Below are 4,937 nucleotides of genomic sequence, written 5' to 3'. Positions count from 1 at the left end.
CCCCCATACCCCATCGTCCGGTCAGGAAGCTGCGCATCTGTGTCGTCCTTCCGTGTCGCGTCACCACGCCGCGAACCGGTCGTCGGCCCTGAGGGGCGACGACCGGCCGGGCGCCGCGCGCCACGGTGGCACGCGGTCGGAGCCCACGATGCGACAGCGAGATGTGAGGAACGTGCGAGCGTGGTGCGAACCACGTGGAAGGCCGGTTCCCGCGGTGGCGGACCCGGGCGGTACCTCGACGCGGCAGTACCTGGCCCGGCGGTACCTCGACGCGGCAACCGTCCGCCCCGGCGGATGCCTGCGGGCGGACGGTGCGTGCTCCGGCCGATCGATCGGGACGGAGGCCGGATCCGCGCTACGCGCTAGACCCGGGACGGTTGCCGGCTGTCCTCGTCCTTGCCCTCGTCCTTGGCCTGCGGCTGCATCGGCACGATCGTCCGGGCCCCCGTCCAGGACGGCGCCTCCTGACTCGCGTGCGGGGGCAGGGACGGTGCGAAGTCCGTTCCGAGGCGTTGGACCGCGACCCGAGCGAAGATCTGCTGCTCGGTGACGGTACGTTCCGACCGGCCCCGGCCGATGAAGCTCACCGTCCAGTGAAGCAGAGTGGTCAGCCGGTGCTTGAACCCGATGATATAGACGAGGTGCACGGCCAGCCAGACGAGCCAGGCGAAGAAGCCGCTGAACTGCACCTTGCCGATGCTCGCCACCGCGCTGAACCGCGAGATGGTAGCCATGCTGCCCTTGTCATGGTATTCGAACGGTCGGCCCGTCTGCTTGCCGGCGACCCAGGCCTGGATCTCCTTGGCGGCGTGCCGGCCGCCCTGGATCGCGACCTGCGCCACGCCGGGCAGCCGGTTGATGCTCGCCATGTCCCCGATGACGAACACCTCCGGATGGCCCGGCAGGGTGAGGTCGGGCAGCACCTCGATGCGGCCGGCGCGGTCGAGCCCCGCACCGGTCTGCTCGGCGAGCTGCCGGCCCAGCGGGCTCGCGGCAACGCCGGCGGCCCAGACCTTGCAGACCGAGTCGATGCGCCGGCGGGTGCCGTCGCTGTCCTCGACGTCGATGCCGGTCGCGTCGACATTGACGACTTTGGCGCCCAGCTGCACATCGACGCCGATTTTGGTCAGCTTGTCGGCCGCCTTCGCGCCGAGCCGCTCGCCGAACGGCGGCAGGACGGCGGGTGCGGCGTCCAGCAGGATGACTCGGGCCTTGGCGGGGTCGATGCTGCGGAAGTCCCGCCGCAGGGTCCGGCGCGAGAGTTCCGCGATCTGTCCGGCCATCTCCACGCCGGTGGGGCCCGCCCCGACGATGACGAAGGTCAGCAGCCGCTCCACGTCCGCGGGATCGGTGGACGCCTCGGCGAGCTCGAACATCCCGAAGATCCGGCCGCGCAGCTCGAGCGCGTCGTCGATGCTCTTCATGCCCGGGGCATGCGTGGCGAAATGGTCGTTGCCGAAGTACGACTGGCCCGCGCCCGCGGCGACGACGAGGCTGTCGTAGTGGTGCACGGTCGTGCGACCCAGCAACTGGGACGTGACCGTCCTTGCGTTCACGTCGATGGTGGTCACCTCGCCGAGGACGACCTGCGCGTTGTCCTGCCGGCTCAGTACCTCACGGGTGGTCGGGGCGATCTCGCCCTCGGACAGGATGCCCGTTGCCACCTGGTAGAGCAGCGGCTGGAACAGATGGTGCGTCGTCTTCGCGACGAGGGTGACCTCGACCGGTGCTTTGCGGAGGGCCTGCGCGGTGAACAGACCTCCGAAGCCAGACCCGATGATCACTACTCGGTGCGGGGAGGTGCTTCGCTCCTCGAGCCGTTCCGGTTCGCCGGCCTGCCCTGTCTGGGCGCTGTCCGTGGTCACGATCCTTCTCCGCTCAGCCTCTTGACTCCGGCGGTGCCCCTTGGCGCCGCGAAGACCATATACCTGATGGTGCCGGCCCCCGGCTACTATTTTCCGCCGTATATCCGAGATGGGATCGTGTTTATCGTCACCTCCTGTCGCCGGATAGCGTCGACGGGGCATGTGGCATGCAACACAATTCGTGGGCGATTGATACCTCGTCGAGTGGTGCGCCCAGTTCGGGGGCAACCGTGAGGTGGGCACTGAAGATCGTGTCTGGCCGGAAGGCGGCGGCGCATGGCCGAACGGAAATACGGCGAACCGGCTCCGCGGACGCGGGCGACCACCCGGTCTCTGGGCCCCGACGGCGGGGATCTGTCTGGCCAGAGCTATGATCATGTTTTCTTCGTGTGGTGGATTTGACTGAGCGCACCTTCTGGGGGTCCGGTTTAGCGCATCAGTCTATTCGGATACTGCTTTCACCATCTGCACCTTCATTCGGTGCTCGTTCTTTGACATGACGTTCGCGTCCTGCACGTTCACGGGCAGCTTTCACGGGCAGCTTTCACGGGCAGCATGTTCGGCGGATGCATCTTCGATCTCATGAAGGTGGCCGGCGGGGATTAGTCCTTCGTGGGTCTGCCCCGAGCGGGCCAGGGAGGATCGCGGATCCGGGGAGAACCTCAGTCTCGCAGTGGATCATGGGCGAAGGCCCGCATCCCCCCGGCGAAGTCGACCCGCGGCCGGTAGCCGAGAAGATCGCCTGCTCGGGCCGAGGACGCGGCGATGTGGCGGACGTCGCCGACCCGGGAGGTACCGGTCACGACGGGCTTCGGACCGCCGAAGGCACGAGCCAGCGCGTCCGCCATGTCCCCGACGGTGTGGGGATCACCGGAGCCGATGTTGAGGGGAACCAGCCGGCCGGGTGCCTGCGGCTGGTGGGACGCCAGCAGGTTGGCCTGCGCGACGTCGTGGACGTGCACGAAATCCCTCAGCTGCCGGCCGTCCTCGAAGACCTGCGGGGCCCGCCCGTGTTCCAGCGCACTGCGGAAGATCGACGCGACGCCGGCGTAGGGGGTGTCCCGGGGCATCCGCGGACCGTAGACGTTGTGGTAGCGCAGTGCCACGACGGTCCCGCCGGTTTCCGCCGCCCATGCCGCCGCGAGATGCTCCTGGGCGACCTTGGTCGCCGCATACGCGTTGCGGGGGTCCAAGGGGGCGTCCTCGTGGACCACGATGGGCGAGAGCGGCTGGTGGCACCGTGGGCACGGCGGCTCGAAACGGCCCGCGTCCAGGTCGGCGGCCTGCCGTGGTCCGGGGCGCACCGGTCCGTCCGTCGGGCAGCGGTAACCACCCTCGCCGTAGACCACCATGGAGCTCGCCAGGACCAGTCGCCCCACTCCGGCGCGGGCCATCGCCGCGAGCAGGACCGCGGTGCCGAGATCGTTGTTCGTGGCATACGCCGGAAGGTCGTCCAGATCGGCCCCTAGACCCACCATAGCGGCCTGGTGGCATACGACGTCGATCCCGCTCAGTCCTTCGGCGACCTGGCCCCGATCGGTCACGTCCCCAACGATCATCTCGGCGGCGTTGTTGACCTGGGGCTTCGTCCGGTGCACCGCCGGAAGCAGGGCGTCGAGGATCCTGGCCTCGTCGCCCGCCGCGACCAGCGCGTCGACAACGTGAGAACCGATGAAGCCGGCGCCACCGGTGACGAGAACCCGCATGACGCCGACGCTAGCGGTGCCGGGACGCGCTGGATCTTACGAACCGCGGAACGTCTCCGGCCCGGCCCCTGTGCCGGCGCCGTCGTAACCCCGGGCGGCGTCCGGACGTCAGGACGTGGGGAGCGCGACGACGAAGCGGCAGCCCTCCCGATGGTTGTGCACGGTGACGTCGCCCCCGTGCGCCTCGACGATGCCGCGGACGATCGCGAGGCCGATCCCCGACCGCATCCGTGGCTGGTGCGGGTGGTCGTCACCGCCGGGGGTCCGGGCCGACTCGCCCCGGAATCCGAGGTCGAACACGCGGGGCAGCTCCTCCTGCGGGATGCCGCCGCACCGGTCCGCCACGGCGAAGACCGCCCGGTCGGCGTCCGCGGTAGCGGTGATCTCCACCGTTCCGTCGTCGGGGGTGTGCCTGATGGCGTTGACGAGGAGATTGGTCAGCACGCGCCCCACCTCGGCCGCGTCGGCGTCGACGTACCCGGCGTGATCGGCCCGCCCGCTGACGACGACTCCCTTGGCCCGCGCGATCGGGTCCACCGCGGCGATCGCGTCCGAGACGACGTCGGCGACGCGCACCTTCTCCAGGCTCAGCCGCAGCGCACCGGCCTGCAGCCGGGCCAGTTCGAACAGGTCGTCGACCATGCCGGTCAGCCGCTCGGCGTCGGCGAGCATCAGCCGGTGGTAGCGGGCCGTCGTCTCGGCGTCCGTGACCAGGCCGTCCTGCAGGGCCTCGGCCGTCGCCCGGATTCCCGCGAGCGGGGTTCTCAGGTCATGACTGATCCAGGCCACCAGCTCGCGGCGACTCGCCTCCAGGGCCCGTTCCCGTTCCCGCGCCTCGACTAGGCGGACATGGGTCGCGTCCAGGGCCGTCGCCAGCGCGCTGAGCTCGGCGGTCGGAACACGGCCGGCGCCGCGATAGCCCGGCTCGCCCAGGGCCGCCGTCGCTCGGGTCAGCGTCCCGATCGCCGCCACGACCGGGCCACCCAGGCGCACCGCGGATGCCGACGCCACCACCGCCGACACGGCGACCACGATGAGCACGACCCGCAGGTCGTGATCGGAGAGGAACATTGCCTGCGCCGTGCCGGCGACCCCCGCCGTCACCGCGACGACCGGTAGTACGCTCAGTGACGCGGCTGTCGCCCACAACGGCCGCTTCCGGAGCGCCCGCAGCAACGGCAGGCCGGTGAGCGCGGCCGCTGTCGAACAGCCGAGCGCGATCCCCATGACCTCCAGGTCGGCGTTCATCGGGGCCTCGCTCTCGCTCTCGCTCGCCGCCCGCCCGTGAGGTCGTCGTCCCGCCGCACCGCCTCGGGTCTCATCCTCGGTGTCGTCCCTCGTCCGGTGCCGCCACCTGTCCGGTGGG

Annotated in this window: 3 protein-coding genes; all 3 read right to left on the bottom strand. The window is 70.2% G+C overall.

Going from position 1 to position 4,937, the window contains the following annotated elements:
* Positions 1-362: 362 nt before the first annotated feature.
* Positions 363-1,865 carry an NAD(P)/FAD-dependent oxidoreductase gene (locus AC08OP_RS20580; protein ID WP_476615679.1) on the bottom strand — a complete coding sequence of 501 codons (1,503 nt, stop codon included), beginning with the start codon at positions 1,863-1,865 and terminating at the stop codon, positions 363-365.
* 662 nt (positions 1,866-2,527) lie between these two features.
* Positions 2,528-3,571, bottom strand: a complete 1,044-nt coding sequence (locus AC08OP_RS20575; RefSeq protein WP_476615678.1) for an NAD-dependent epimerase/dehydratase family protein — start codon at positions 3,569-3,571, stop codon at positions 2,528-2,530.
* Between the two features lie 108 nt (positions 3,572-3,679).
* The coding region (locus AC08OP_RS20570) for a sensor histidine kinase (protein ID WP_476615677.1) at positions 3,680-4,937 on the bottom strand (1,258 nt) is incomplete at its 5' end.

The organism is Frankia sp. CeRuru1, assembly GCF_977966315.1.
This window is presented reverse-complemented; position numbering and strand designations above follow the sequence as displayed.